This window comes from Bradyrhizobium sp. CIAT3101 (assembly GCF_029714945.1).
In the GTDB taxonomy this organism is placed as follows: domain Bacteria; phylum Pseudomonadota; class Alphaproteobacteria; order Rhizobiales; family Xanthobacteraceae; genus Bradyrhizobium.
This window is the reverse complement of record NZ_CP121634.1, coordinates 1,322,086-1,346,270: the sequence shown is the minus strand read 5'-3', so window position 1 is coordinate 1,346,270 and position 24,185 is coordinate 1,322,086. Positions and strand designations below refer to the sequence as shown.

Below are 24,185 nucleotides of genomic sequence, written 5' to 3'. Positions count from 1 at the left end.
GCTTGACTAAAGCGCCGGTTTTGCGGCGTCGCCGAGATAGCCGTGCAGGGAGGCTACGACCTGCGCGCCTTCGCCGATGGCGCCGCCGACGCGCTTGACCGAGCCGGAGCGGACGTCGCCGACGGCGTAGACGCCGGGCACGGAGGTCTCCAGCGGCGCCACCAGCTTGCCCTGGTTCAGCTCGGACTGCGCGCCCGTGACGACGAAGCCGCCGCGATCGAGCGTCACGCCGCAGCCGTCGAGCCAGCCGGTGGCGGGATCGGCGCCGACGAACAGAAAGAGATTCTTGATGTCGGCGGTTTCCTCATCATCAGACAGCCGGCTCTTCCAGCGGATCCGCCGCAGCAGCGAGGCCTCGTCGCCTTCGAGCGCCGTGATCTCGGTGTTGAACAGCAGCTCGATGTTCGGCGTCGCCTCGATGCGTTCAATGAGATAGCGCGACATGCTGGCGCCCAGGCCGCCGCCGCGAATGATCATGAGCACCTTCTTGGCGTGTCCCGACAGGAACACGGCCGCCTGCCCGGCCGAATTGCCGGCGCCGACCAGCGCAACCTCTTCGCCGGCGCACAGCTTCGCCTCGACCGGAGAGGCCCAGTACCAAACGCCCCGGCCCTCGAACTTGTCGAGGTTTGCGATATCAGGCCGGCGATAGCGCGCACCGCTCGCGACCACCACCGCGCGCGAGCGCAGGGGATCGCTGCCGTCGAGCGCGACCGCAAACGCGCCATCCTTGCGCGAGCAGTCGAGCGACTGCACCGTGACGGGAATCATGATGTCGGCACCGAACTTCTGCGCCTGGTTGAACGCGCGCGCGGTCAGTGCCTGCCCGGAAATGCCGGTCGGAAAGCCCAGGTAGTTTTCGATGCGCGCGCTGGCGCCGGCCTGGCCGCCGAAGGCACGGGTGTCGAGCACGGCGACCGACAAGCCTTCGGAGGCCGCATACACGGCGGTCGCGAGCCCCGCCGGTCCGCAGCCGACGATCGCGACGTCGTAGATGCGGTCATTGCGCGGGCCGCCGATCATGCCGATCGCGCGCGCAAGCTCGGTCTCACCGGGATTGCGCAGCACTGCGCCGTCGGACGTGACGACCAGCGGCCAGTCCTCGGGCTTTGGCGAATAGCGCGCGATCACCTCCGCGGCGTCGCGGTCGCGCTCGGGATCGAGCAGATGATGCGGCTGGCCGTTGCGGGTGAGAAAGCCCTGCAGGCGGACCACGCCGACCGAATGCGACGGACCGATCAGCACGATGCCGCCGACGCCGGCCTGGAGCAGATTGACCCGGCGCAGGATCAGCGCACGCATGATGCGTTCGCCGAGCTCGGCTTCGGCCACCAGCAGCGCGCGCAGGCGCTCCGGCGGCAGCAGCAGCGTCTCGACATCGCCTTCGGCGCGGCCGTCGACCAGCGCCGGACGGCCGGAGAGCTGGCTGAGCTCGGCCAGAAATTGCCCCGGCCCCTGGTTGATCAGCGGCGCGACATGACCGAGCCCGTCGCGCTGGGTGATGGCGACGTGGCCCTTCAGCACGACGAACATGCCCGGACCGGGCTTGCCGGTCTCGAACAGTAGCTCGCCGTCCTTGTAGGTGCGGACCTCGCCGAAATGCCGCATGCGCTCGATCTCGGCGGGCGACAGCGCGGGAAACGTCTGCTCGGGGCGGGTGAACCGCGACATCATCGCGTCGCGATCGGCTTGATGTAGATCGTCGTGCCCCATGGTCACTGCATGCACTCCAAAAAATTCCGGCTGCGGGATTCGAATCTCAAGTCTTCCCGGCGGTCCCCTCATCTAGGGAACCATCGTCGACTTGCGAGGGGTCGGAACTTGCGGCGCGTTCGCGCGCCTGCACCTTCCGCCGCTTGAGATTCTCCCGCAGCGCCGATTTCAGCCGGTTGTCCCGCGAGGTCCTCGCCTGGTTCGCGCTTCTGTCGTTCTCGTCAGCCATCACGGGTCCATACAGCGGTTGGCGATAACATGCCCAGAGAATGCGGCAGCTCAAGAGGCCCGCGCGGTCCCGATCGTGCGAAACTCAAAATGGGTCGAATCTGCCGCACGGGCCAACTGGCCAGTTGGCCGGGGCGCGTGGAACCAAAATCGGCGGAAAGTCGGTCGTTTCCGGCCAAAACAGCCGTATAACCCCCGATACCGCCCCGATTTTCTCGTTTTGGCCGTCCTTGCAAGCTTGCACAGCGGGGAGGCCTGTGGCAGATATCGGCCCGCCTGGTAGGCCCCTCGGGCGGCCGATTCTTATCCCAGCACATGCTGCCGTAGCTCAGTGGTAGAGCACTCCATTGGTAATGGAGAGGTCGACAGTTCAATCCTGTCTGGCAGCACCATTTCATCTCTCGAAATGCGCATGAATCAGCGTTCTCGCGGCATCCAGCGCCCGAGCTTTGCTCGTTTCCGTTGCCCTCCTCTTCTGAAGAGGGCGCAGGGAAGACCGGGTGCCGACGGGCACCCGCGGTCCGCTGCGCGAATGTGTAGCGCAAGGAGACCGCACAGCAGCATACAGGTGGCGCCGAACACTCGGCCTTCCCTGCCGATGGGTTGACGGCGTATGCCGCGCTCTCCCCGGCGACGAGTTCTGAGTTGTCACCGTCACTTCACGAGAGGTGATGCACCGCGCCCGGTTGGGACGATGCATCCTCGCCAAAGCTTGGCTGTAGCAACGACAGCCGGGACCACACGGTTTGGCCGTACGCAGCGATTCCGTCTCCGCCCTGCGGGCTTCGCCGGACAAGCCCGGCTTCGGCCCAAAGCGTCTTCGGATACAGGCGCCGTTCGTACGACACGGCTTGCGACGGGCTCACGGGGGTCGGCTCAATCCTCTGCCCGCCCTGCCCTCACATCCGCGCCGGCGCTGCCGCGTCCATCGCTTCCCCGCCCCACGTTCGTGACGACGTACGATCGCCCCTCTCCTCGGGCCGGGATGGCGGAACTATGCCGCAATTCCGAATTTCGGTAAAGTGGAATATTTTCAGGGAAAGGGGTTGACGGGGATTTGGCGGGAGCTGGGTGTTTTGCCCGACGGGCATAGCGAGCGATGTCGGCTTTTGGCGAAAGGACGTTGCAGTTGGCCTACCGCGACGCCCGCTGAGGGTATGGGGTCAATTCAGCGCGCAGCTGTTGCGCAGCCGACCTCAGGTTCAGTTCTCCGATCGGAAATTCAACCCAAATATCCTCTTGCCCGGCAACCCGGCTCGACGCCCACGATGGCCGCGCTTCAAGCTCGAAGTACACCCGAAGTACCGGATGCTCGAGGCTCAATAGCGCTCGAAATTCGAGATTGGGTTCAGTGAAGCCGCAGGTATCAGAACATGGGTTGATATCCGCAACTGAATCCATCCATGATGCCAATCTCGCGGCTTCATACGTGAGAAGGCACGGATGGGTGAACTGCCACGTGCCCCTTGAATGCCCAACCTCGCCAGCTACGATCAACCAATTTGAATCGTATTCGGCGGTCTTCAAATGAGGGAATTCATATCCAAGGATTCGAAGTTCAAGGAATTGCCCGTCGCGACCAACAAGTTTCATGGCTCCGCACCGGCCTACCGGCTACAAATTCTAGTGGCGTAGCCCGGATGAAGCGCAAGCGTAATCCGGGGCAACAACTGTGGACGCAATCGTCCCGGATTGCGCTCCGCTCCATCCGGGCTACGAACTGCAATAAAGAAGCAGCAGCTAATCATGACCGCTCGGTACGTGGACGAACCCCTCCGACCAACTGACGCGGTCAAACAGATGAAAGTCTATCGAGAAGCCAAGAGGGTGATCAACAAAGCCCGGCATCTTCGCTAGAGCGTCTACAGCATCTTGGGCCTTCTCTTTGGTACCGAAGATGCCGATGAATTTCACCTGCTCGTCTCCATTTTCGTCCTCGTAGGCGTGGAAAACGGCAAACGCCCCAGCACCATCCATTACGTGCTGCCCTTTCTCTTGAGCAACCGATCCTTGACGACCTCGCCTAGCGGCGTGTCCGCTGTTTTCCGGAACGCCTTCAACTTCTTTACTTGGCCTCTTCTCAGAACGAGAGACTGCGCTTCATCCGAGCCTTCATCGGCAACCTGTCCCTGCACTCCTATAAGAGCTTGCCGGATAGTTCGACGTTCTTCTTGATGAGAGATTTGCTTGCTTCGCGGGATGTTTTTCCGACTACTCTTCTGGTTTTCACCATAAGTGTTGCGCCCGTCGCGCTCGTAACTTAGCCGCTTCTTCTCACGGGGAGCTTTGACTTTGCTCATAGGCACTCCCAACGCTCGCCATGAATGGCCCTGAGATAACCAGGCTAGCCGCATCTCATTAATCCGGTCTTTACTCAAAAACTCTCGGCGACCACAATGGGGCACGTGCCGATATCGCGCGAGTGAAAGCTAGGCTCGAAAGACGGGTAGAGCGCAGCAAAACGCATCGAGGGCCCGTTCGGTGAAGAGGCCTGATGGGTTTCGCTACGCTCTACCCATCCTACGCGGGCTCAGCGAGCCGGCGTGCCACGGGAGCCAAAACGTGCGTAGTGGGGTTATCACACGTCTCATCCTGACGATTCTCGCGACGTTCGAGATTCAAACCGTCGCTTCGGCGGGGGATCTGGTGAAGTTCGACAATGCGCCCGTCATCATGGGGCAAATCCAGCAGCAGCGGGCGCGCGAGCGCGGCGAAACGCCGGCCAACACGCCCGATGCGATCGAAGGCTACCTCTCCAGACCTGAGGGACCCGGCCCCTTCCCTGCGGTCGTCTATCTCCACGGCTGCGCCGGACTGCTGGAAAAGACCCGCACGCGGATGGCCGAGCTGTTCACAGGCTGGAGCTACGTCTCGCTCAGCGTTGACAGCTTTACGACCCGCGACATCGAACACGCCTGTGATGCGCAGACGGTTGTCCGGCAGGGCGTGTTGCTTGCCCGGCAAAGGGACGCGCTGGGCGCACTGAGCTATCTTGCGAAGCTCCCTTACGTCGATCCGAAGCGGATTGCTGTCGTTGGATCATCGCAGGGCGGCATCGTCTCGCTGCAATTGGCCTCGCCCCGCTCGGTCGATTATTTTGCCGTTCCGGATGGGCTGAAGTTCAGGGCCGCCGTGGCCTACTACCCCCTATGCGCCCTGGCCGCCGACCGGTTGACGATTCCAGCAGCAATCCTGATCGGCGACCTCGACGACTGGAGCCCGACCAGGGATTGTGAACTCTGGATGGAACGGCGCGCGGGTAAGGGGGCGCGCGTCAAGCTGATGATCTATCCCGGAGCCTATCACGCCTTCGATGCCCCCGACCTCAACGAGGGAATGCGGCTGTTCGGCCACTGGCTCAAATACGATGCCAACGCTGCATCGCGCTCAGTCCAGGACATGCACGACTTCCTTGCGACCGAACTGAACGAATAGGTGCCCTTGGAGAGGGTGAAGGTGAACCCATCGATGGCTCGCTCCGTGATGAGAGATGATGGGTTTCGCTTCCGCCTTCGCTCTTCGAGCTACGGCGGACGAGCCGCTCTACCCATCTTACGCACTGCCTGCCGGGCCGCGCAGGTAAGGTTAATTCTTCCTTTCGATTGTCGGTAAAATTTTATCTATTATCGTCTTGGTCATCGACGACGAACCAGAGGCTCCAATAGTGATTGCGTGTTGCCTGATCGTGACTGGGACTGCGCTGCTTCTCTCCGGCTTGATTGCCTTCGGTTTTCATCGAAACTCGCTGCACTCATTGGCGCTGCTGTAGCCGGACCGGCGTGCCGATCCTACGCAGGGATCAATTGTCTTCGCCCATCTGATGCCCCGCGAACCGGTCATCCGAGCGGCGTAGCCGGCGGCACAGCTCGCGATTGATGTTCTGCAGGACGATCACGTAGGCGTGGATGTCGGCCTTGTAGCAGGCGTAGAGTTTTTGAGCCGTCAGCTCGTAGAGCACCGTCGGCGACTCCGCGACCACCGTGGCGGAGCGGTTTTGCATTTCGATCAGCGTCATTTCACCGAAGAAGTCGCCGGGCTCCAGAGCGGAAATCGGGACGACGTGCCCTGAGTTCGTCCGCTTGGTCACCGCCAGGCGGCCGGATTTGACGATGAACATCGAGCGTCCCGGCTCGCCTTCCGCCACGACGGTTGCGCCGGCATCAAAGCGGCATTCGACCAGCATCGAGATCAGGAGGTCGAGGCTCGCGTCCGACAGACCGCCGAAGAACGGCGTCGCGAGCAGGAATGCTTTCAGATCGGGAGCACTGACGGTCATCGCGCGAAGATATGCCTCACCGGAATTCGCGGCAAGCAGAGCAGCGGACGGGTTGCGCATCGTCCGATCGGACGATCCGTGGCAGCGGCGCAGCCCGGAATCGGCGCGATCCTTCACTGCCGCACGGCGCTCTCGCCACGCAGCGTCCGCTTCCGCCAGAGATCAGCCATGACTTTCACGGTTGCCGCGAGCACAAGTGCACACAACGCCGCCTTCGAGATGGTCTCCATCGTCCCCTCGATCAGCAGGCAATGGACGATGCCTGCGATCACGATGACGATCGCGAGTGGCAGATGGAGGATGCGCCAGGTGCGCAGCCGCAATCCCAACCGCCGACGCAATGATGCCAACAACGCGACGGCGAAGATGGCCCACATCGCGACCACGCCGAAGGGGGAGAACGGCGTCGGCGACGAGAAGGTGAGCGCGTCGATCATGTCGGGCGGGCTGGTGATCCAGAGGCCGGCGACATGGATCACCACCGCCAGAGCAAGTGCGCCGCCGATCCAGTGATGCGCACGCCGTCCGCGATAGGCCGACAGGCCCGGCAGATATCCGCCGATCAGCAGCGGCTGAACCAGCACCAGAGCGAGGGCAACGATGCCTGCGAATCCAGCGAGGATGTAGACCGGGCCGCGCCATGCGAGCTGTTCGCTTGTCGCTGCGAGCGCGATCGGCACGCCGATGGCCACGGCAAGGGCGGCCCAGATCAGTGGCACCCGGGCCGATCTCCACCCCTTCATCTGCAACGCGATCAGGCCGGCTGAAGCACGAAATGCGCCTCGAGGCTGGTGTCCTTGGCGCTCCGCATGATCGGCCGCAGAAAGACGGTCTTGAACTCACCGCTGTCATAGGCGAGGTGGCCGTGCGGCTGGCCGAAGATCGGAATGATCTGCGGCATCTCGAGCCGGAACGCGCCATCCTTGTCGGTGAGCGTGGCGCCGTGACTCTGCGGCTCGTGCTCCTGGCCTTCGACCGTGTGCGCCCAGATCTGGATGCGCTGACCGGCCAGCGGCGCTCCGTCGCCGGCACGGCGCACGGTGCCGCTCATCCAGAAGCCACCTTTGCCGATGCGATCCACGATCGCCGCGCCCTTGCGGTAATTGTTCGCGCCGCCCGTCATCGATTCGGTGGGTGCGAGGCCGTCCGCACGGGCAGGCAACAGGAGGCCGGACACTCCGGCTGTCAAAACGCCGGTTGCGAGGACGGAACCGCCGGCCGCGAGGAGGTTGCGGCGGCTGAGTACGACGATGGTCATGTCAGGTCCTCCTGGCGACGGTGGCGTTGCATGCAGGGTACAACAACAGGCGCGAAACGCCCAGTTGCGACGAAGGGCGCCATGGGTCGCAATAACAGGGTTGTGAACGGGTGCGGGCCAGCTTCGTAGGATGGGTAGAGCGAAGCGAAACCCATCGAGACCTTGCCCGACGATACATGATGGGTTTCGCTGCGCTCTACCCATCCTAAGCGGTGACATTACATGTCATCGCAGCCTTCCACCCCCGGTGCCTTCCCCATGATCCCCTTCTCCGTGCTCGACCTCGCTCCCATCAAGCAGGGTTCCGACGCCACGCAAGCCTTTCGCAATTCGCTCGACCTCGCCCAGCATGCGGAGAAATGGGGCTTCAAGCGGTTCTGGCTGGCCGAGCACCACAACATGACGGGGATCGCGAGTGCGGCAACATCCGTGGTGATCGGGCATGTCGCGGGCGGAACCAGGACGATCCGCGTCGGCTCGGGCGGCGTGATGCTGCCGAACCATTCGCCGCTGGTGATCGCCGAGCAGTTCGGCACGCTGGAGTCGCTCTATCCGGGGCGGATCGATCTCGGCCTCGGGCGTGCGCCTGGTACGGACCAGTTCACGGCGCGGGCGATGCGGCGCGATCTTGCGACTGCCTCGGAGAACTTTCCGCATGACGTGCTGGAATTGCAGGCGCTGCTCGGCGACGTGCAGCCGAACCAGGCGATCCGCGCCGTGCCCGGCATGGGGACGAAGGTGCCGCTGTGGATCCTCGGCTCCAGCATGTTCGGCGCGCAGCTTGCGGCCATGCTCGGGCTGCCCTTCGCCTTCGCCTCGCACTTCGCGCCACAGATGATGATGCCGGCGTTGCGCGAGTACCGCGCGCGCTTCGAGCCTTCGGCGCAATTGGAAAAACCCTATGCAATGGTCGGTGTCAACGTGTTCGCCGCCGACAGCAACGGCGAGGCGCAACGCATGTTCACCTCGCTGCAGCAGCAGTTCATCAATCTGCGCCGCGGCACGCCCGGCCAGCTGCCGCCGCCGGTCGATGACATGGACGCGCTGTGGTCGCCGGCCGAGAAGGCCGGCGTCGCGCAGTCGCTGGCGATCTCCGCGGTCGGCACGCCGGCGATGGTCGAAGAAAAGCTGAAGGCGCTGATCGCCGACACCGCGGCCGACGAGCTGATGACCACGGGCCAGATCTACGATCACACCGCGCGGCTGCGCTCGTTCGAGATTGCGGCCGAGGTGCGGGATCGGCTGGCGGAACGGACGGCGGCGTGACGCAACTCGGCCTGCATGGTTCGAGACGCCCGCCGTTGGCGGGCTCCTCACCATGAGGTCTAACAGCAACACAGGACCTCATCCTGAGGAGCCCGCGCAAGCGGGCGTCTCGAAGGATGGCCGCAAGAGAGCGCCGCTTACGCCGCCCTGATCGAATTCATGAAGCTGGCGACGCCGCGCTTGAGGCGGGTGCTTTCATTGGCGAGCGATTGCGCAGCCGACTGCACCTGGGCGGAGGCACCGCCGGTCTCGGAGGCGCCGCGCTGGACGTCGGCGATGCTGGTCTCGACCTGCGAGGTGCCCGCGGCGGCGCGCTGCACGTTGCGGGAAATCTCCTGCGTCGCCGCCCCCTGCTGTTCGACCGAGGTCGTGATCGCGGCCGAAATCTCCGAGATCTTGCCGATGGTCGCGCCAATCTCCTTGATCGCCGCGACCGAATCCCGCGTCGCCGACTGGATGTCGTTGATCTGCTGGCTGATCTCGTCGGTTGCCTTTGCGGTCTGCTCGGCGAGCGATTTCACCTCGGAGGCGACCACGGCAAAACCGCGGCCGGCTTCGCCCGCACGCGCGGCCTCGATGGTCGCGTTCAGCGCCAGCAGATTGGTCTGGCCGGCGATGGTCTGGATCAGATCGACGACGTCGCCGATCCGGCTCGCAGCCTGCGACAGCTCGCTGATGCGGCTATCGGTCTTCTGCGCCTGACTGACGGCTTCGCCCGCAATCCTGGCCGAGGTCTCGACCTGGCGGGAGATTTCGCCGATGGAGGAGGCGAGCTCCTCGCTCGCGGCAGCGACCGAATGCACGTTCGCCGACGCCTCGCCCGACGCCGTGGAGGCGCGGTTCGAGACTTGCGAAACGGTGTCGGCGGTCTTGGACAGCGTCGTCGACGACGTCTCGAGCTGACCGGCGGCGACCGAGACCAGCTCGATGATCTCGCCGACCTCGCGCTCGAACTGATCGGCGAGCTTGTTCATGTCGACCTTGCGGGTCTCGACCTGACGCTTCTCGGCCACCACCTGCTCTTCGCGCATGCGGTTGGTCTCGATCATGGCGTCGCGGAACACCTGCACGGTGCGGGCCATCTCGCCGATCTCGTCGCGGCGATCGGCATGCGCGACCGGCGCGTCGAGCTGGCCCTTGCTGAGCGAGGCCATGCGTTCCTTCAGGCTGGTCAACGGCTTCACCACGCTGCGGCCAACGGCCCAGGCGATCATGATCGAGATCAGCATCAGGACGGCGATGACCATCGAGGCCGTCTGCACCATCGACCAGAACGAATTGTCGACCTCCGACATGTATTCGGCCGAGCCGATCATCAGGTTCCACGGCGCGAAACCGCGCGTGAAGGCGACCTTGTCGAGCGGGGTGGGATCACTGCCGCTGCGGCGGAAGGAATAGCGCAAGGAGCCCTGGCCCTTCTTCGCGATGTCCATCAGCGCGACCGCGAACAGCATGCCGTTGGCGTCCTTGTTCGGACGCATGTCCTTGCCGACGAATTGCGGGATGCCGGGATTGGAGACGCACAACCCGGTCTCGTAGTCGTAGATGTAGGCGTAGTTGCTGTGGTCTTCGTACCAGACGTAATTATTGGCTTCGAGGAAGCGCTTCTTGGCCTCCTCCTCGGTCATCTGGCCGGCCTTGTAGGCCTTGTAATAGCCGTCGGCCAAATTCCAGACGATGTCGACGGCGGCATGCGCCTTTTCGATGCGCTCGGTGACGAGCTGGTTGCGCGCGATCCACAGCACGGTAGAGGCGACAAGCGCCATGCAGATCGCACCGACCACGGTCATGAGGGCGAGCTTGGCGCCGATCGAGCGCAGCGAAAACAGGTCCTTGAGAGCCGGCATTCTGCCTCTTCGATGTTGCTGGGCACGGCGCCATCGAGAATCAGGCGGCAGGCCATCACGAGGTGGGAATGCGCAAATTAGAGGCAATTCGTTAAGAACTCAGTTACGCCACGAAGGCGCCACGGAGCGTCTTGGGTGTTACCGAAGCGTTAACGCGCGCGTGGCCGAACAGCGCGCAAGCGGGCATCTCGAGCAAGCGAGATCTCGCAGGGTGGGCAAAGGCGCGTCTGCGGCGTGCCCACGATCCTTTCCAATCGATGGAGGTGGTGGGCACGCTTACGCTTTGCCCACCCACCCGCATCTGCATCAGGGTTTGCTAATCCGGAAACCCGAACAGCTTCGCCGGATTGTGCACGAGGATCTTCTCCAGCTCGGCCTGGTCCGGCGCGTAGCGATACATCAGTTCGAGCAGATCGGCATCGTTCGGCGGTTGCTTCACCGAGACCGGATGCGGCCAGTCGCTGGCCCAGACGCAGCGGTCGATGGCGGCTTCGATATAGGTGCGCGCGATCGGGATCACGTCATCGTAGGGAGGGCCGGCTTGCGAGGTCTTCTCGCCGAGCGAGAGCATGACCCAGAAATTGCCCTTCGCGAGCAGCTCCAGCATCTTGCGCAGGTTCGGATCGTCCTTGCCATTCGAGGGCACCGGCCGCGCCATGTGGTCGATCAGCACGGGCACGTCGAGATTTTCGTATTTGGCCACGCTGGAGACGATGCCGTCCTTCTCCGGCTGGATTTTGACGTACCATCCGAGCTCGCGGATGCGCGCAATCGCGCGAGCGAAATCGGCGTCCGACAGCACCGCGCCGAGCTCCTGCCGGAAACTGAAGCGCGCGCCGCGGACGCCCGCATCATGCAGCTTCGCGAGATAGGCATCGTTCGCCTCCGCGAACACCAGCGCGTTGGCACAGCCGCGATAGTTCGGGCCCATGGCTGCAAGGCCGTCGAGCACGACCGAATGGTCCGCGCCGTATGTCGTGGTCTGCACGATGATGCCGCGCTCGATGCCGAGCGTCTTGTGCACGCGCAGCGCCGCCTCCCAGGTCGCGGTCGGCATCCGATAGGCCGCGCCCGGGCGCTCCGGATATTTGTCGATGGGACCGAGCACGTGAAACTGGCTGTCGACGGTCTTCGGCGGCGGCGCCTTGACGGGGCGGCGCGGGTTCGGATCGAACGGCAGATAGGTCGGCATGCGCAAGACTCCCTCAGTCGATCACGGCGGTGAAGTCGCACTGCACCAGCGCGCCGCCGTCCATATTGTCCATCGGCAGCGCATGACGCGCCGGGCGCGAATGCTCATCCGGAAACATTTTCAGCCATTCGACATTGACGGGTGCGCGCTGCGAGCGGTCCTTCAACCACACCGTCATCTTGATGATGTCGTCCGTGGTGCCGCCGGCCGACTCCACGGTCGCCCTCATATGCGCGAACATGTTGGCGCATTGCGCATCCAGACTCTCGGGCATCACGCCGGCCGCGTCACGGCCGAGGATGACACCGGACATCACGAGATTGCCGATGCGGCAGGCGTTCGGAATCGGATTGGCGTGCTTGAAGCCGCCGATATGGATGCTCTTGCGCCGCGTTGGGCCTGTCATGATGCGTTTCCTCTTATTGTTGATTCAGACGAACTGGCACGACACCGAGCCGAAGGCGCCATAGTCGGCATGAAACGTGTCGCCGCGGCGGATATCGACCGGACGCGTGAACGAGCCCGCCAGCACGACCTCGCCGGCGGCGAGATGCTCGTCATGCGGCGCCAGCCGGTTGGCGAGCCAGGCGATGCCGTTGGCGGGATGGTTGAGCACGCCGGCGGCAAGCCCGGTCTCCTCGACCTCGCCGTTGCGGAACAGCAGCGCGCCGATCCAGCGCAGATCCTCATCGAGCGGACGGAACGGCCGGCCACCGAGCACCAGCGCGGCATTGGCGGCGTTGTCCGAGATCGTGTCGACGACCTTGCGCGCCTTGCCGGTCTCGGGATCGACGCGATGCATCCGCGTCTCCAGAATCTCGAGCGCGGGCGTGACGTAATCGGTCGCGTTGAGCACGTCGAAGATGGTGCAATCCGGCCCGCGCAACGGCGCCTTCAGCACGAAGGCGAGCTCGACCTCGATCCGCGGCGCATGAAAGCGGTCGAACGGGATGGGCGTCGCGTCGGCATAGAACATATCGGCGAACAGCACGCCGTAATCGGGCTCGGAGATACCGACCGCGTTCTGCATCGCCTTCGAGGTCAGGCCGATCTTGTGGCCCTTGATGACGCGGCCGCGGCCAAGCTGGAGCTTGGTCCAGGCGCGCTGGACGGCATAGGCATCCGCGATGCTGAAATCCGGGTAATCCTTCGAGAACATCGGGATCAGCGCCTTGGTGCGCTCGGCTTCATCGAGGCGCGCGGCAAGGCGCTCGATCGTGGCGGTGTCGAGCATGATTTATTGCTCCGCCGCGACGGTGTTGCGCAGTACGCCGATGCGGCTGGACTCGATCTCGACGACGTCGCCGACCTTCAGCCAGCGCGGCGGGTCGAAGCGCGCGCCCGCCCCTGTCGGCGTGCCCGTCACGATCATGTCGCCGGGCTTGAGCGTCGCAAAGGTCGAGAGATAGGAGATCAGAAAATCGAACGGGAACATCAACCGCTCGGTGGTGTCCTGCTGGCGTATTTCGCCGTTGACGCGCGTGACGATGTCGTGCGGCCCACGCGGGTCGAGCTCGTCCGCCGTGACGATCCACGGGCCGATGCTGCCGGAGCGGTCAAAGTTCTTGCCCTGCGTGACGTTGAACTTGCCGTGGCGCAGCCAGTCGCGGATGGTGCCCTCGTTGCACAGCGTCATGCCGAAAATATGCGACCACGCCTCTTCCCGCTTGATATGACGGCCGCCCTGGCCGATCACGATGACGAGCTCGCCTTCATAGTCGAGCTGCTCCGACACCTTGGGCTTCTCGAGCGGCTGGCCGGAGCCCGTCATCGACGACATGCTGCGCACGAACAGGCTCGGATATTTGGGCAGGTCCGAATTGTCCTTGTATTCGGCGTTGCGCTCGGCATAGTTGACGCCGATGCACCAGAGCTTTTCGGGCGCCAGCACCGGCGGCAACAGCGTGAGCTTCTCGAGCGCGTAGTCAGGCGTCTCGCCAGTCACCGCCTCCTGCGCATTCGCCAGTGCATTGGCTGCGATCAGCGCTTTGAGGTCGGCGAACTCGCGGCCGATCCGCCTGGTCAGATCGACGACACCGCCATCAACGGCCGCGCCATAGCGCGGCTCTTCGTCCACCAGATAGCTCACCAGTCGCATCGTCGTTCTCCAATGGTCTTCGGGCGGCCGACGCAAGGCGTCCGCACGCTCAATCCTTCGATTTGGGAGTCTGGAACACGGTGTTCAGCGTCACGATCTCGCCGAGGCGGGCATAACGCGGACCGCCGATGCGAGCGATCGGGTCGAGCGCTCTGGTTTCGACCTTGCCGTCACTGACGAGACCGTCGCGGACGTGGAACATCACGACTTCGCCGACGATCAGCCGGCTGCGCGCTTCGCCAAACTCGAGGCATTGCCGGAACACGCACTCCATCGCGACCGGCGCGGCGGCGAGCCTGCGCACCTTGATGCGCTCGCAAGGCGACGTTTCCAGCCCGAGATGCTCGACCTCGCTGATCTCAGGCGGATGCTCGACGGAGCTGTCGTGCACCGCCGACATCAGCGGCGTGTCGGCGATGTGGATGACATATTCCTCCGTGTCGAGGATGTTGTGCGCGGTGTCCTTGTAGTCGGCGCCCTTGCGGCCGACGCTGATGGCAAGCATCGGCGGCTTCTGCGAGACGAAGGTGAAGGCGCTAAACGGCGCGAGGTTGAGCACGCCACCGCGCGACAGGCTCGTCACCCAGGCGATCGGGCGCGGGACCACGATGCCGGTCATCAGCCTGTAGATTCGCTCCGCGCCGAGCTCGCCGGGGTCGATCCGCATCGCTCAGTCAGCCTTGATGTTGGCCTTGCGCACGATCGGGATCCATTTGGTGTCCTCGCGCTCGAGATAGGCCTTGAATTCGTCCGGCGTCATCGCGACGGCTTCGCCGCCAAGCTTGTCGAACTTGTCGACCACGCCGGGATCCTTCAGGATCGCCACCAGCGTCTCGTGCAGCTTGTCCACGATCGGAGCAGGCGTGCCCGCCGGCGCGAACAGGCCGGTAAAGGTCTGGCCGTCAAAGTCCTTGTAGCCGAGCTCAGTGAAGGTCGGCACGTCAGGCAGCGACTTCAGCCGATGCGGGCTGGTGACCGCGAGCGCACGGAACAGGCCAGCCTTGATGTGCTGGAGGCTGACCGTGAGCTGGTCGAATGCGAACTGCACCTGCCCGCCCAGCAGATCGTTGATCGCCGGCGCGTTGCCGCGGTAATGCGCGGTGACCCATTGCAGATCGAGGCTCGACTGCATCAGCTCGCTGAGCAGATGGTTGGTGGTGCCGGGTCCGGGCGAAGCCATTGTCAGCTTGCCGGGCTCGCGCTTGGCAAGGTCGATGAACTCCTTGAAAGTCGTGGCCTGCACCGACGGGTGGACCTCGAGCACCAGCGGCGTCATCGAGATCGTCGAGATCGGCAGGAAATCCTTCTTCCAATTATAGGCGTCGCGCTTGTTGATCTCGGTCGCGAACAGCACCGGGCCGTTGGCGCCGACGAACAGCGTGTAGCCGTCAGGCGCCGATTTCGCGAAGGCTTCGCCCGCGATCATGCCGCCGGCGCCGGCCTTGTTCTCGATGATGAAGGGCTGACCGAGCTTTTCCTGAAGCTTGTCGGCGACGATGCGCGCGGCGCTGTCGACATTGCCGCCGGCGGGATAGGGCACAATCAGCTTGACGCTGCGCGCCGGCCATTGCTGGGCCGATGCGGGCGCTGCCAGCATCGCCGCGACAGCAGCGATGGCGATCCCGATCAATCTCATGTTAACCTCCCGACGGCGCTTCCAATTTCAAGTCGATCGCCCTGACGTCGCGCAGGGCATCCCGATCGGAGCGCAATCTCCAGATGCCACTTTACCTGTCGAGTGAATTGTGGCGTTCTTGTCCATATTATGGACAGAAGAACTACCTCAAGTGCGACAGAACCGCGACAAGGCGCGCAGGCGATCCGGCGCGCGTTGTCGGTGCTGCGTATTCTTGCCGCAGGCCGCGAGGACGGTGTGCCATTGGCCGAGGTCGTGCAGGCGACCGGGCTGACGCGCCCGACCGTGCATCGCATCGTCCACGTGCTGATCGAGGAGGGCATTGTCGAGCGCCACGACAGGACCGGCCGCTACGCCATCGGCAACCAGGTGCCGGAACTGGCGCTCGCGCGCCCCCGGCCTTCGCCGCTGCTGGTCGCCGCAGGTCCGTCGCTGCGCCGCGCCTCCGCCGAGATCGGCGACACGCTGTTCCTGACGGTGCGAACCGGCAACGACACGCTGTGCGTCGATCGCAGGATCGGCGCCTATCCGATTCAGGTGCTGTCGATCGAGGTCGGCGCGCGCCGCCCGCTCGGCGTCTCCAGCGCGGGCGTCGCCATCCTCGCCGCGCTGCCGGCGCCGGACGCGCGAAAAATCGTCACGGCAAACGAGAAGCGGTTCGAGACCTATCGCACCGACGCCGCAACCGTGCTCGGCCAGGTCACGGCGGCGCGGCGACGTGGATATGGCATGCGGGAGATCGGCCTCGTGCAAGGCACGAAATCGATCTCGACCTGGATCAAGACGCCGGACGGCCGGCCTGCGGCGGCAATGACCGTCTCCGCCGTTCGGACGAGGCTCGGTCCGCGCCGCGAGCAGGAGGTCGCGGAGATCCTGTTGCGCGAGACCCGCACGATCGAGCAGGCGATTGGCACAATTGCCTAGCGCTGCACGCGCTCGCGCGGCGCTGTCAATGGGCTGACGTGGCGCACGTTTTTGTGGCACAAGGACCGCCATCGCCGATCGACCAACGAGGCCACGCATGCCCGCGCCAAAACCGCCTGCCTTCGAAACCCTGAGCCTGCATGCGGGCCAGCATCCGGATCCCGCGACCGGTGCCCGCGCGGTGCCGATCTACCAGACCACGTCCTACGTGTTCCAGGATTCCGATCACGCGGCGGCGTTGTTCAACCTGGAGCGCGCCGGCCACATCTATACGCGCATCTCCAACCCCACCACCGGCGTACTGGAAGAGCGGCTCGCCGCGCTCGAGGGCGGCGTCGGTGCGATCTGTACCGCGAGCGGCATGGCCGCGCTGCATCTCGCCATCGCCACGCTGCTGAATGCCGGCGACCACATCGTGGCGTCGAGCTCGCTCTATGGCGGCACCATCAATCTGCTGGCACACACCTTGCCGCGCTTCGGCATCACCACGACCTTCGTCAAGCCGCGCGATCATGATGCGTTCCGGAAGGCGATCAAGCCGAACACAAAGCTCGTGATCGGCGAGACCATCGGCAATCCCGGGCTGGAGGTGCTCGATATCCCGAAGATCGCGGGAATCGCGCATGACGCCAAAATTCCGCTGCTGATCGACAACACTTTTGCGACGCCCTATCTCAGCCGACCGATCGAGCTTGGCGCCGACATCGTGATGCATTCGGCGACCAAGTGGATCGGCGGCCACGGCATCGCGATCGGCGGCGCCATCGTCGACGGCGGCCGCTTCGACTGGCGTGCGTCGGGCAAGTTCGGCGTGCTGACCGAGCCCTATGGCGGCTATCACGGCATCGTCTTCGACGAGCAATTCGGCACCGCCGCCTTCATCATGCGCGCGCGCACCGAGGGCCTGCGCGATTTCGGCGCCTGCCTGTCGCCGACCAACGCATTCCAGCTCCTCCAGGGCGTCGAGACGCTGGGCGTGCGCATGGACCGCCACATCCAGAATACCCACCTCGTGCTGGAGGCGCTCAAGTCCAACAAGGCGGTCGACTGGGTGCTGCATCCCTCACTTGAAGACCACACGGACTATCAGCTCGCCAAGCAGCTGCTGCCGCGCGGTGCGGGCTCGATCGTCTCCTTCGGCATCAAGGGCGGCCGGCCTGCGGGGCGCAAATTCATCGAATCGCTGCGCATGATCAGCCATCTCGCCAATGTCGGCGATGCCAAGACGCTGGTGATCCACCCGGCTTCGACCACGCATCAGCAGATGGATGCCGAGCAGCTCAAAGCCGCCGGCATCGGCGAGGAACTGGTGCGGCTATCGGTCGGCATCGAGACCGCCTCCGACATCATCGACGATCTCGCGCAGGCGCTGCGCCTCTCGCAGAAGGTTTGACACGATGAAGCTTTCCGTCAACGGCGCCGAGGTGTTTGTCGCAACCGGCGGCCGCGAATTCGACAAGTCCCTGCCGACGGTCGCCTTCATTCACGGCGCCGGCTTCGATCATTCGACCTGGGCGCTGCATACGCGCTGGTTTGCCCATCACGGCTTTGGCGTGCTGGCGCCCGACCTGCCCGGTCACGGCCGTTCGGCCGGCCTCTCGCTCACAAGCATCGCCGACATGGCCGACTGGACGGCGGCGCTGCTCGGCGCGGCCGGTAGCGCCAAAGCGTATCTGATCGGTCATTCCATGGGATCGCTGATCTCGCTGGAGACCGCAGCACGGCATCCCGACAAGGTCTCCGCGCTGAGCCTGATCGGCACGGCGGCGACCATGACGGTCGGGCCCGATCTGCTGAAGGCTGCCGAAGCCAACTCGCAGGATGCCAACGACATGGTCTCGATCTGGGGCCTCGGCTTCAACGCCGAACTCGGCGGCAGCCTCGCCCCGGGCCTGTGGATGCATGGCGGCGCACAGGCAGTGCTGAAGTCGTGCGAGCCGGGTGTGCTGTTCAAGGATTTGTCGGCCTGCAATGCCTACGCAAATGCGCTGACCGCGGCCGCGAGCGTGAAGGTGCCGACCACCCTCATCCTCGGCGAACGGGACATGATGACACCGGCCAAAGCCGGCAAGGCACTTGCGGCCGCGATCCCGCATGCCAAGACCGTCGTCGTGCCGGGCGCGGGCCACATGATCATGGCCGAGCGCCCGGATGAGTTGCTGGCAGCGTTGAGAGGCTAGGAGCCAGGCGTCCACTTCCAGACGATATCGGAGACGTTGACCGGTTTCGGGATCAGGCCGAGCTTTGCAAAGCGATCAGCCACCGCCTGCTGAGTTACGATCACCTCAGCATCCAGTGGCACCACGCGGAAGTTGGAGCGATCCACGAAACGCCTGACGGCCTCGATGTCGACGCCGGTAGCGTCCGCCTGCGCCTTGGCGACCTCCTCGTGGTGTTCGTTGGCCCAGACGCCTTCGGACGCGAAGGTCGTGTTGAGCTTGGCGACCAGCGACGGATATTTTTCGACGAAATCCGTGTTGGCGATGTAGAACGCGTTCGGCTTGTGTACGTCCTTGTCGAAGACGAGGACGCGCGCATTCTCCTTCAACTCGGCGAGCGCGAGGTACGGATCCCAGATCGACCAGGCATCGACCGAGCCCTTGACGAAAGCGGCGGTCGCATCGGCGGGCGCGAGCGGTGCCGGCGTGATGTCGGACCAGGACAGGCCGGCCTTTTCGAGCGCGGCGACGAGCAGATTGTGCGCACTCGATCCCTTGCCGAAGGCGACGCGCTTGCCCTTTAGATCAGTCAGCGACTTGATCGGCGACTCCTTCGGAACAATGATCGCCTGCGTATTGCCGTCCGATTTAACCGCGGCGACGTAGCGGATCTTCGCGCCGCCGGCCTGCGCGAAGATCGGCGGGGCATCGCCGACATAGCCAAAATCAACGCTGCCGACATTGATCGCCTCGAGCAGCGGCGGGCCGAACTGGAAGTCGATCCATTTGATCTCGATGCCGAGCGGCTTGAACGCGTTTTCAAGCGTCTGGCGTTGGCGCACGGCGGGGAAGAAGCCGCCTTTCTGCGTGCCGATGCGGATTTCCGTTGGCTTGTCCTCGGCGCGAGCTGGGACTGCGACAGTCGCCGCGAGCAGCAGCGCTGCTGTCAGAAGGTGTCGTCGGGCAATCATGGTGCGATCCTTTCAGTTTGCGAAAAATGGGGAATTCGCGCGCCGGCTGCGCTCGGAGAACACGGCGCGGGCGGCACGCTCGGCCTCGCGTGCAGAACGGAACTGACGACCTTCGAGGCTGTCGAACAGGCGCTCGGAGGAGAAGAAACGGAAGCCGCGCTCATCTCTTGTGATGATGCCGGCGGCACGATCGTGGATTTCGATGATGTAGGCGTTGGACTGGAGCTGGGACATGACTGCTCGTTCGCCGAAGTTCGGCGTTACTGTCGTGGGATTTTCGGTGTGAGGCGTTGTGAGGTGCCGGTCAGCAACAACAACAGGCGCCGGTCGCCGCTGAGAAACAGCGCCGCGTCATGCAAGCATGCATGTCGACAGGGTTACGCTGGTGATCGGTTCTCATATCGCGGCATCAAGCTCGGGAGCAGTTTCGATACTGTCGAATATCGAGCGATTGGCGCGATCGGTCAATGAAATGGCTATCCATATTTGGCGGCGTCGCGCAGGAGCACTTCTCCCGTCGCAAGCACTGACAGTCGGATTCATCTCGCGATGAGTTCAACGCAGATGCGTCGCCGACATGGTAAACTGCGGCTAACGCAAAGCAAGAATGGGAAATCCGGATATGGCGGACAATCTAAAGGGACGTGTCGCGCTCGTCACCGGCGGCTCGCGCGGGATCGGCGCTGCCGTCTGCCGCGCGCTGGCTGAGGCCGGCGCAGCCGTGGCCATCAATTGCCGCGAGCAGATCGGACAGGCCGAGCAGCTCGCAGGCGAGATCGGCAAGCAGGGCGGTCGCGCCATCGTCGTTGCCGCAGATGTCTCACAGCACGAGGCGGTGGCCCATATGGTCGAGCGCGTCACGACCGGGCTCGGGCCGATCGACATTCTCGTCAACAACGCCGGCATCGCCATCACACGCGGCATCGACGATCTCAACGAGGACGATTTCGATCGCACCATCCTGGTCAATCTGAAATCGGTCTTCGTGTGCACGCAGGCCGTGCTGCCGTCGATGCGCCAGCGAAAGTGGGGCCGCATCGTCAACATCTCCTCGGGTGCCGCGCGTGGCGCCGGCTCGATCGGCCCGCACTACAATGCCTCCAAGGCCGGCATGGAAGGGCTCACGCGCGGTTATGCGGCGCGGCTGGTGAAGGACGGCATCACCGTCAATGCGGTGGCGCCCTCACTGATCGCGACCGACATGATGAGCGGCCAGCCGCAACTCATCAGCCGCATTCCGCTCGGCCGCTTCGGCACGGCGGATGAGGTGGCGAAAGCCGCGATGCTGCTGGTCGACAACGCCTACATGACGGGGCAGACGATCGCGTTGAGCGGCGGGATGGCATTTAATTGAGGGATGGAGTCAACGGCGGCGCCTCTTCCAGGCTCGGGGAATGCCGTAGGGTGGGTAAAGCGAAGCGTGCCCACGATTTGGGTATGATTGGTGAGAATTCGTGGGCACGGCGCAATTGCGCCTTTGCCCACCCTACGATTCCGGACTCGCGGAGAGTCCGATGCTCACCACATCGTCGCGGCGGCGCGCTCCGGCCAGATGCGGTCGTATTCCGCTCCGCCGACCTTGTTCTGGCTCATCTCGGCGAGGATCTGGCCCGGTGTCGGCAGCGTCTTCGGGTCGATGCGCTTGTCGGGATTCCAGAGATCGGAGCGAACGATGGCGCGGGCGCACTGGAAGTAGATCTCGTCCACCTTCATCACCATGACGCTGCGCGGTGCCTTGCCTTCGACCTTGAACGAAGAGAGCAGCTCAGGATCGATCGACAGATGGGCGCGACCATTGGCGCGCACCGCATTGCCTGAGCCGGGGATCAGGAACATCAGCGACACCCGGGGATCGCGCACGATGTTGCGCAGGGAATCGACGCGGTTGTTGCCGCGGCGATCGGGCAACATCAGAGTATGCTGATCGTGGATGCGGACGAAGCCGGGGAGATCGCCGCGGGGCGAGCAGTCGATGCCCTCGGGCCCGATGGTGGCGAGGGCTGCGAACGGCGCTTTCTCGATGAAGATGCGGTAGAGCGGGGTGACGTGGTCGGCGACTTTCACGGTCGAGGCGTCACCAACGGCGCCGTAGATAGCTTCGAGCTGTTCGACCGTTTCGATCACCGACATTCTGTTCTCCTTGTTGCGCCGGCCTTTACTCGCGCCAGCATTCATTCCTGATGACGCGCAGAAGGTGCCGGCTGTGATACTCCGCGCTGCCGGCATTGAGGATCGTGACATCGGCATTGGCCGAGGCGTCATCGACGCTGCGCGTCAGCCGATCCGCGATGTTGCCGTCGGTGTTACGCGCGCGCGCGGCAAGGCGCTGCGCCAGCACGTCCGGCGGCGCAGTGATCGCGACCACGACGACGTTTGCATAATTTTGGCGTAGCGCAGCGATCACCGTGCGCGAGACGTTGGCCACGACGGCGCGCCCCGCGCGGATGTCGTCGTTGATCTCCAGCGGCAGGGCGTAGGAATGCCCATGCGCGTCCCAATGCACGGCGAAATCGCCGTGATCGCGCGCGCGGGCGAACTCGTCCGGGCTCAACGCAATATTGTCCTCGTCGGCCGAGGATGCACGCGTCACGACGCGGCGCGGGAAGACGACATCGTGATCGTCGGCACAAGCCGCCTGCGCCAGCCGCAGCAGCGTGTCCTTGCCGGCGCCGCTCGGGCCGACCACGAGCACGAGCCGCCCGGGCCCGATCGCGCCCGCCGCGTCGTTCGCCGTCGCGACGGTTTCGCTCATGCGACACGGCCTCCTTCGCGCCAGACGCTGCGCACCACGGGCACGCTGCCGGCAACGTGGACGCGGATCAGATCCGCGCGCTTGCCGATCGCGATCTCGCCGCGATCGGTGAGGCCGACGGCGTCGGCCGGCGCCTTGGTCACGGTGCGAACGGCCGCCGGCAGGCTGATCGAGGGCGCATGCTCGGGCAGTTGCAGCGCGCCCATCAGCAGGCTGGACGGGATGTAGTCGGACGACAGGATGTCGAGCAGACCTTCGCGGGCGAGATCCACCGCGGCGATGTTGCCGGAGTGAGAGCCGCCGCGCACCACGTTCGGTGCGCCCATCAGGATGTCGATGCCGGCCTGGTGCAGGCCGCGCGCGGCCTCCAACGTGGTCGGGAATTCGGCCACCGCGACGCCGTCACGCACGGCATCCGCAACGTTCTCCTCCGTGGTGTCGTCATGGCTTGCCAGCGGAATTTTGTACTCATGCGCCAGCGACACAATCTGACGCATATTGGTTGCAGCGTACTTCTGCTGATACTCGAAGCGCTTCGCGAACAGCTCGTCGAGCTCGGCGTCGGTCTTGCCGCCGTTCTTGCCGCGATAGTAGTCGCGCAGCTTTCCCTCGTCGCGGAACTGGCGCTGGCCGGGCGTATGATCCATCAGCGACATCAGCTTGACGTCGGGACGGTCGATCAGCTCCTTGGCCTCCTCGACCACGCTCGGCATCGGGATTTCGCAGCGCAGATGCAGGAAGTGGTCGGCGCGCAGGAGATTGCCGTCGCGCGCGGCCGTGATCGCGGCGGCAAGCACGCCGGCGCGGCCATCGACCTCCTCGGCGCCGTCTTCGCGCCAGACCCGGAGCGAGTCGAACACGGTGGTGATGCCCGAGGTCGCAAGCTGGCCGTCATAGGAAATGACGGCGGCAACCGGGTTCCAGAATACTTTCGGGCGCGGCACGTAATGCGCTTCGAGATGATCGGTGTGGAGCTCGATCAGGCCGGGCATGATGAGATCGCCCCCGGCATCCTCCGCACCCGCGGGCGCCATGCCCTCGCCGATCTCGGCAATGCGTCCATTGGCAAGAGCGAGCCAGCCCTGTTCGATCACCCGGTCGGCCAGCACGATCCTGGCGTTGGCGATCACAATGTCCTTCGGCTTGGCGTTCATGTCCCTCTTCCTTCAGGCCGCGGCGGCAAAGCTGGTGACGTCGACGATGCGGTCGGCAATCAAATGGCGGATTTCGTCGTCGTGGACAATGGCGACCATGGCGACGCCCTGGCGTTTCTTCTCGGCGACCAGCGCGACCACGACGGCGCGGTTGGCGGCGTCGAGCGAGGCGGTCGGTTCGTCCAGCAGCAGGATCGGCAGGTCCGAGATGAAGCCGCGCGCGATGTTGACGCGCTGCTGCTCACCGCCGGAGAAGGTCGCCGGCGGAAGCTGCCAGAGCCGTTCGGGAATATTGAGGCGATGCAGCAGCTCGCCGGCGCGCGCCTGCGCATCGGCGCGGGCCAGGCCGCCAGCGATCAAGGGCTCGGCGACGACGTCGATGGTCGCAACGCGCGGCACCGCCCGCAAAAACTGACTGACATAGCCGATGGTGGCGCGGCGGACGTTGAGCACCTGCCGCGGCTCGGCGGTGGCGAGGTCGATCAGCGCGCCCCGATGGCGGATGCCGATGCGGCCGGAGTCACAGCGGTAATTGCCGAAGATCATCTTCAGGATCGAGGATTTGCCGGCGCCTGATGGCCCCGACAGCACGACGCATTCGCCGGGCTCGACATGGAAGGTCACGCCGCGAACCACGGGCAATTCGATGCCGCCCTGCAGGTGCATCGTGAAGGTCTTGTTGGCGTCGGCGACGTCGATCATGGCGGTCAT

27 protein-coding genes and 1 tRNA gene are annotated in these 24,185 nt (G+C 64.4%); 7 read left to right on the top strand and 21 right to left on the bottom strand.

Annotation, left to right across the window (positions count from 1 at the left end; all coding sequences use genetic code 11):
- Positions 1–6 precede the first annotated feature (6 nt).
- Together QA645_RS06125 and QA645_RS06120 are read right to left on the bottom strand one after the other, a co-directional pair.
- On the bottom strand, positions 7–1,713 hold the full coding sequence (locus QA645_RS06125; RefSeq protein WP_283053103.1) for a cyclic nucleotide-binding domain-containing thioredoxin-disulfide reductase: 1,707 nt from the start codon (positions 1,711–1,713) through the stop codon (positions 7–9).
- A gap of 46 nt (positions 1,714–1,759) precedes the next feature.
- On the bottom strand, positions 1,760–1,942 hold the full coding sequence (locus QA645_RS06120) for a hypothetical protein (protein ID WP_283048898.1): 183 nt from the start codon (positions 1,940–1,942) through the stop codon (positions 1,760–1,762).
- A 316-nt stretch (positions 1,943–2,258) separates the two neighbouring features.
- Between QA645_RS06120 and QA645_RS06115 the strand changes: the two genes are divergently transcribed.
- Positions 2,259–2,333: transfer RNA gene (locus tag QA645_RS06115), tRNA-Thr, on the top strand.
- A gap of 742 nt (positions 2,334–3,075) precedes the next feature.
- Here QA645_RS06115 and QA645_RS06110 read toward each other — a convergent pair.
- From QA645_RS06110 to QA645_RS06100, 3 genes are all read right to left on the bottom strand, one after another.
- Positions 3,076–3,534: a hypothetical protein gene (locus QA645_RS06110; protein WP_283048896.1), complete on the bottom strand. Its 459-nt coding sequence runs from the start codon at positions 3,532–3,534 to the stop codon at positions 3,076–3,078.
- 147 nt (positions 3,535–3,681) lie between these two features.
- Positions 3,682–3,918 (bottom strand): hypothetical protein, encoded by a 237-nt coding sequence (locus tag QA645_RS06105; RefSeq protein WP_283048894.1) that lies wholly within the window; start codon positions 3,916–3,918, stop codon positions 3,682–3,684.
- Entirely contained in the window at positions 3,918–4,241 is a 324-nt protein-coding gene (locus QA645_RS06100) for a hypothetical protein (protein WP_254128121.1), read from the bottom strand. The genes QA645_RS06105 and QA645_RS06100 overlap by 1 nt, the downstream gene beginning before the upstream one ends.
- A gap of 181 nt (positions 4,242–4,422) precedes the next feature.
- Here QA645_RS06100 and QA645_RS06095 point away from each other — a divergent pair, with 181 nt between their 5' ends.
- Positions 4,423–5,376 (top strand): dienelactone hydrolase family protein, encoded by a 954-nt coding sequence (locus tag QA645_RS06095; RefSeq protein ID WP_283048893.1) that lies wholly within the window; start codon positions 4,423–4,425, stop codon positions 5,374–5,376.
- 364 nt (positions 5,377–5,740) lie between these two features.
- On the opposite strand, the gene QA645_RS06090 is transcribed toward QA645_RS06095, so the two are convergent.
- The 3 genes from QA645_RS06090 to QA645_RS06080 form a co-directional block, all read right to left on the bottom strand.
- On the bottom strand, positions 5,741–6,217 hold the full coding sequence (locus QA645_RS06090) for a cyclic nucleotide-binding domain-containing protein (RefSeq protein ID WP_283053101.1): 477 nt from the start codon (positions 6,215–6,217) through the stop codon (positions 5,741–5,743).
- 113 nt (positions 6,218–6,330) lie between these two features.
- A complete protein-coding gene (locus QA645_RS06085; RefSeq protein ID WP_254191612.1) occupies positions 6,331–6,960 on the bottom strand; it encodes a ferric reductase-like transmembrane domain-containing protein in 630 nt (209 codons plus the stop codon).
- 11 nt (positions 6,961–6,971) lie between these two features.
- A complete protein-coding gene (locus QA645_RS06080; RefSeq protein WP_254191611.1) occupies positions 6,972–7,475 on the bottom strand; it encodes a Twin-arginine translocation pathway signal in 504 nt (167 codons plus the stop codon).
- Between the two features lie 258 nt (positions 7,476–7,733).
- On the opposite strand from QA645_RS06080, the gene QA645_RS06075 reads away from it, so the two are divergent.
- Positions 7,734–8,741 carry a luciferase-like monooxygenase gene (locus tag QA645_RS06075; protein WP_283053100.1) on the top strand — a complete coding sequence of 336 codons (1,008 nt, stop codon included), beginning with the start codon at positions 7,734–7,736 and terminating at the stop codon, positions 8,739–8,741.
- Positions 8,742–8,878: 137 nt separating this feature from the next.
- On the opposite strand, the gene QA645_RS06070 is transcribed toward QA645_RS06075, so the two are convergent.
- From QA645_RS06070 to QA645_RS06040, 7 genes are all read right to left on the bottom strand, one after another.
- On the bottom strand, positions 8,879–10,588 hold the full coding sequence (locus QA645_RS06070) for a methyl-accepting chemotaxis protein (RefSeq protein ID WP_283048892.1): 1,710 nt from the start codon (positions 10,586–10,588) through the stop codon (positions 8,879–8,881).
- A gap of 316 nt (positions 10,589–10,904) precedes the next feature.
- Positions 10,905–11,780, bottom strand: coding sequence for an amidohydrolase family protein (locus QA645_RS06065; RefSeq protein ID WP_283048891.1), 876 nt, complete (start codon positions 11,778–11,780; stop codon positions 10,905–10,907).
- A gap of 13 nt (positions 11,781–11,793) precedes the next feature.
- Positions 11,794–12,186 carry a RidA family protein gene (locus tag QA645_RS06060; protein ID WP_283048890.1) on the bottom strand — a complete coding sequence of 131 codons (393 nt, stop codon included), beginning with the start codon at positions 12,184–12,186 and terminating at the stop codon, positions 11,794–11,796.
- A 24-nt stretch (positions 12,187–12,210) separates the two neighbouring features.
- On the bottom strand, positions 12,211–13,014 hold the full coding sequence (gene hpaH / locus QA645_RS06055) for a 2-oxo-hept-4-ene-1,7-dioate hydratase (protein WP_283048889.1): 804 nt from the start codon (positions 13,012–13,014) through the stop codon (positions 12,211–12,213).
- A gap of 3 nt (positions 13,015–13,017) precedes the next feature.
- The gene (locus QA645_RS06050; protein WP_283048888.1) at positions 13,018–13,878 is read right to left on the bottom strand and encodes a fumarylacetoacetate hydrolase family protein; all 861 of its coding nucleotides are present in this window, start codon (positions 13,876–13,878) and stop codon (positions 13,018–13,020) included.
- A gap of 49 nt (positions 13,879–13,927) precedes the next feature.
- Positions 13,928–14,545 carry a flavin reductase family protein gene (locus tag QA645_RS06045; RefSeq protein WP_283048887.1) on the bottom strand — a complete coding sequence of 206 codons (618 nt, stop codon included), beginning with the start codon at positions 14,543–14,545 and terminating at the stop codon, positions 13,928–13,930.
- 3 nt (positions 14,546–14,548) lie between these two features.
- Positions 14,549–15,514: a tripartite tricarboxylate transporter substrate binding protein gene (locus QA645_RS06040; protein WP_283048885.1), complete on the bottom strand. Its 966-nt coding sequence runs from the start codon at positions 15,512–15,514 to the stop codon at positions 14,549–14,551.
- Positions 15,515–15,643: 129 nt separating this feature from the next.
- Here QA645_RS06040 and QA645_RS06035 point away from each other — a divergent pair, with 129 nt between their 5' ends.
- From QA645_RS06035 to QA645_RS06025, 3 genes are all read left to right on the top strand, one after another.
- Positions 15,644–16,438: an IclR family transcriptional regulator gene (locus QA645_RS06035; RefSeq protein ID WP_283048884.1), complete on the top strand. Its 795-nt coding sequence runs from the start codon at positions 15,644–15,646 to the stop codon at positions 16,436–16,438.
- A 97-nt stretch (positions 16,439–16,535) separates the two neighbouring features.
- Positions 16,536–17,831, top strand: a complete 1,296-nt coding sequence (locus QA645_RS06030; RefSeq protein ID WP_283048882.1) for an O-acetylhomoserine aminocarboxypropyltransferase — start codon at positions 16,536–16,538, stop codon at positions 17,829–17,831.
- Between the two features lie 4 nt (positions 17,832–17,835).
- The gene (locus tag QA645_RS06025; RefSeq protein ID WP_283048880.1) at positions 17,836–18,618 is read left to right on the top strand and encodes an alpha/beta hydrolase; all 783 of its coding nucleotides are present in this window, start codon (positions 17,836–17,838) and stop codon (positions 18,616–18,618) included.
- On the opposite strand, the gene QA645_RS06020 is transcribed toward QA645_RS06025, so the two are convergent.
- Positions 18,615–19,568, bottom strand: coding sequence for an aliphatic sulfonate ABC transporter substrate-binding protein (locus tag QA645_RS06020; RefSeq protein WP_283048878.1), 954 nt, complete (start codon positions 19,566–19,568; stop codon positions 18,615–18,617). The two genes, QA645_RS06025 and QA645_RS06020, sit on opposite strands and share 4 nt — an antisense overlap.
- Positions 19,569–19,580: 12 nt before the next feature.
- Positions 19,581–19,802, bottom strand: coding sequence for a hypothetical protein (locus QA645_RS06015; protein WP_283048877.1), 222 nt, complete (start codon positions 19,800–19,802; stop codon positions 19,581–19,583).
- A gap of 388 nt (positions 19,803–20,190) precedes the next feature.
- Between QA645_RS06015 and QA645_RS06010 the strand changes: the two genes are divergently transcribed.
- Positions 20,191–20,922 (top strand): SDR family NAD(P)-dependent oxidoreductase, encoded by a 732-nt coding sequence (locus tag QA645_RS06010; RefSeq protein WP_283048875.1) that lies wholly within the window; start codon positions 20,191–20,193, stop codon positions 20,920–20,922.
- 164 nt (positions 20,923–21,086) lie between these two features.
- Here the strand turns inward: QA645_RS06010 and QA645_RS06005 are convergent, their stop codons facing one another.
- The 4 genes from QA645_RS06005 to phnL are packed head-to-tail and all read right to left on the bottom strand — an operon-like array spanning position 21,087 to position 24,185.
- Positions 21,087–21,698, bottom strand: a complete 612-nt coding sequence (locus tag QA645_RS06005; RefSeq protein WP_283048873.1) for a pyridoxamine 5'-phosphate oxidase family protein — start codon at positions 21,696–21,698, stop codon at positions 21,087–21,089.
- A gap of 25 nt (positions 21,699–21,723) precedes the next feature.
- A complete protein-coding gene (gene phnN, locus QA645_RS06000; protein ID WP_283048872.1) occupies positions 21,724–22,320 on the bottom strand; it encodes a phosphonate metabolism protein/1,5-bisphosphokinase (PRPP-forming) PhnN in 597 nt (198 codons plus the stop codon).
- On the bottom strand, positions 22,317–23,474 hold the full coding sequence (locus QA645_RS05995) for an alpha-D-ribose 1-methylphosphonate 5-triphosphate diphosphatase (protein WP_283048870.1): 1,158 nt from the start codon (positions 23,472–23,474) through the stop codon (positions 22,317–22,319). Before QA645_RS05995 ends, phnN begins: the two co-directional genes overlap by 4 nt.
- A gap of 12 nt (positions 23,475–23,486) precedes the next feature.
- A complete protein-coding gene (phnL, locus tag QA645_RS05990) occupies positions 23,487–24,185 on the bottom strand; it encodes a phosphonate C-P lyase system protein PhnL (RefSeq protein ID WP_283048869.1) in 699 nt (232 codons plus the stop codon).

Coding starts and splice junctions, on each gene's coding strand:
- QA645_RS06080 (WP_254191611.1), bottom strand. CDS start 7,475: ATGACCATCGTCGTACTCAGCCGCCGCAACCTCCTCGCGGCCGGCGGT.
- hpaH (WP_283048889.1), bottom strand. CDS start 13,014: ATGCTCGACACCGCCACGATCGAGCGCCTTGCCGCGCGCCTCGATGAA.
- QA645_RS06020 (WP_283048878.1), bottom strand. CDS start 19,568: ATGATTGCCCGACGACACCTTCTGACAGCAGCGCTGCTGCTCGCGGCG.
- QA645_RS05995 (WP_283048870.1), bottom strand. CDS start 23,474: ATGAACGCCAAGCCGAAGGACATTGTGATCGCCAACGCCAGGATCGTG.
- QA645_RS06085 (WP_254191612.1), bottom strand. CDS start 6,960: ATGAAGGGGTGGAGATCGGCCCGGGTGCCACTGATCTGGGCCGCCCTT.
- QA645_RS06060 (WP_283048890.1), bottom strand. CDS start 12,186: ATGACAGGCCCAACGCGGCGCAAGAGCATCCATATCGGCGGCTTCAAG.
- phnL (WP_283048869.1), bottom strand. CDS start 24,185: ATGACCGCCATGATCGACGTCGCCGACGCCAACAAGACCTTCACGATG.
- QA645_RS06120 (WP_283048898.1), bottom strand. CDS start 1,942: ATGGCTGACGAGAACGACAGAAGCGCGAACCAGGCGAGGACCTCGCGG.
- QA645_RS06040 (WP_283048885.1), bottom strand. CDS start 15,514: ATGAGATTGATCGGGATCGCCATCGCTGCTGTCGCGGCGATGCTGGCA.
- QA645_RS06065 (WP_283048891.1), bottom strand. CDS start 11,780: ATGCCGACCTATCTGCCGTTCGATCCGAACCCGCGCCGCCCCGTCAAG.
- QA645_RS06075 (WP_283053100.1), top strand. CDS start 7,734: ATGATCCCCTTCTCCGTGCTCGACCTCGCTCCCATCAAGCAGGGTTCC.
- QA645_RS06015 (WP_283048877.1), bottom strand. CDS start 19,802: ATGTCCCAGCTCCAGTCCAACGCCTACATCATCGAAATCCACGATCGT.
- QA645_RS06025 (WP_283048880.1), top strand. CDS start 17,836: ATGAAGCTTTCCGTCAACGGCGCCGAGGTGTTTGTCGCAACCGGCGGC.
- QA645_RS06030 (WP_283048882.1), top strand. CDS start 16,536: ATGCCCGCGCCAAAACCGCCTGCCTTCGAAACCCTGAGCCTGCATGCG.
- QA645_RS06005 (WP_283048873.1), bottom strand. CDS start 21,698: ATGTCGGTGATCGAAACGGTCGAACAGCTCGAAGCTATCTACGGCGCC.
- QA645_RS06125 (WP_283053103.1), bottom strand. CDS start 1,713: ATGGGGCACGACGATCTACATCAAGCCGATCGCGACGCGATGATGTCG.
- QA645_RS06110 (WP_283048896.1), bottom strand. CDS start 3,534: ATGAAACTTGTTGGTCGCGACGGGCAATTCCTTGAACTTCGAATCCTT.
- QA645_RS06045 (WP_283048887.1), bottom strand. CDS start 14,545: ATGCGGATCGACCCCGGCGAGCTCGGCGCGGAGCGAATCTACAGGCTG.
- QA645_RS06035 (WP_283048884.1), top strand. CDS start 15,644: ATGGACAGAAGAACTACCTCAAGTGCGACAGAACCGCGACAAGGCGCG.
- QA645_RS06090 (WP_283053101.1), bottom strand. CDS start 6,217: ATGACCGTCAGTGCTCCCGATCTGAAAGCATTCCTGCTCGCGACGCCG.
- QA645_RS06105 (WP_283048894.1), bottom strand. CDS start 3,918: ATGGATGGTGCTGGGGCGTTTGCCGTTTTCCACGCCTACGAGGACGAA.
- phnN (WP_283048872.1), bottom strand. CDS start 22,320: ATGAGCGAAACCGTCGCGACGGCGAACGACGCGGCGGGCGCGATCGGG.
- QA645_RS06070 (WP_283048892.1), bottom strand. CDS start 10,588: ATGCCGGCTCTCAAGGACCTGTTTTCGCTGCGCTCGATCGGCGCCAAG.
- QA645_RS06100 (WP_254128121.1), bottom strand. CDS start 4,241: ATGAGCAAAGTCAAAGCTCCCCGTGAGAAGAAGCGGCTAAGTTACGAG.
- QA645_RS06010 (WP_283048875.1), top strand. CDS start 20,191: ATGGCGGACAATCTAAAGGGACGTGTCGCGCTCGTCACCGGCGGCTCG.
- QA645_RS06050 (WP_283048888.1), bottom strand. CDS start 13,878: ATGCGACTGGTGAGCTATCTGGTGGACGAAGAGCCGCGCTATGGCGCG.